General features: G+C 40.2%; 2 protein-coding genes. Both read right to left on the reverse strand.

The window, feature by feature from the left end:
• Positions 1 to 314: relaxase/mobilization nuclease domain-containing protein (locus HMPREF3034_RS11725; RefSeq protein ID WP_082721781.1), on the reverse strand; the 314-nt coding region annotated here is incomplete at its 3' end.
• Complete coding sequence (mobC, locus tag HMPREF3034_RS11730; protein WP_062435725.1) at positions 311 to 664, reverse strand: plasmid mobilization protein; 354 nt, start codon at positions 662 to 664, stop codon at positions 311 to 313. The genes mobC and HMPREF3034_RS11725, both read right to left, overlap by 4 nt.
• Between the last annotated feature and the right edge of the window lie 206 nt (positions 665 to 870).

Below are 870 nucleotides of genomic sequence, written 5' to 3' on the forward strand. Positions count from 1 at the left end.
TTGTCAAAGTGGCGACCGATAATGTACTGTGTATCTTTTATCCCCATCTTCTCCATATACTCACGAGCCATTTGTGCCATGAACTTGTTACTTAATTTAGAAGAATCCTGTACAGAGAAACTTAGGGAAATATGCCCTACAACCTTACCCACTCGTGGATTAAGTTCTGTTTGGTCGATGAAACTTTGGACAATATGACTAATACTGTCTGTCCGCACTCCGGAACTGTCTATAAGCTCCGTTCCTTTCTTCGGGTCAAGGATGTAATTGATTACACCCTTGAAGCCCGAACCTTTCATTATCTTTGCTATCATCTTCGTATCAGATTTAGGATTTCATCAATCTTGCTAATGATTATTTTATGGAAAGGAGCAATGGTATGAAATCCTTCCGCATTGGCACGATGTGCCAACTGATTGAGATTATTTGCCATGCCACACAGCTTGCGGATGAAGTCTGCTTGCTCTACGGTCAGTCGCTCAATGACATTTCCTTTATCAAGAACTTTTCTTACAAACTCACTCATGGTTACTCCTGCGCTTTTGGCTTTGCTTTTAAGCGTATAGTAATCCTGCGTATTCAGTTTCACCGTGATACGGTATTTCTTCTTTTCGGCTACGCCCTTGGTTGGACGACCACTTTTTTTATATTCTTTTTTTATCATACTTGTTTCTTTTATTTGATTTGATGGAGACCAGCGGGATAATCCTCTGCAACGACTGTCAGGAGGTGGAGCAAGTGGTTTTGGTATGCCCAAAACATAAACTTGCTCCCCGAAAAATAGATTATGCGAAGCATATCCCATAGTTATAGTCTTATCCCTTTGATTTTCTTATTTTCTGCTTTCTCTGAATGCTTGAATTCAGCACA

Source organism: Prevotella sp. DNF00663, assembly GCF_001553265.1.
Taxonomy (GTDB): Bacteria; Bacteroidota; Bacteroidia; order Bacteroidales; family Bacteroidaceae; genus Prevotella.

What these genes read in the sequence shown, in the direction of transcription:
- mobC (WP_062435725.1), bottom strand. Translation starts at nt 664, where the DNA reads ATGATAAAAAAAGAATATAAAAAAAGTGGTCGTCCAACCAAGGGCGTA.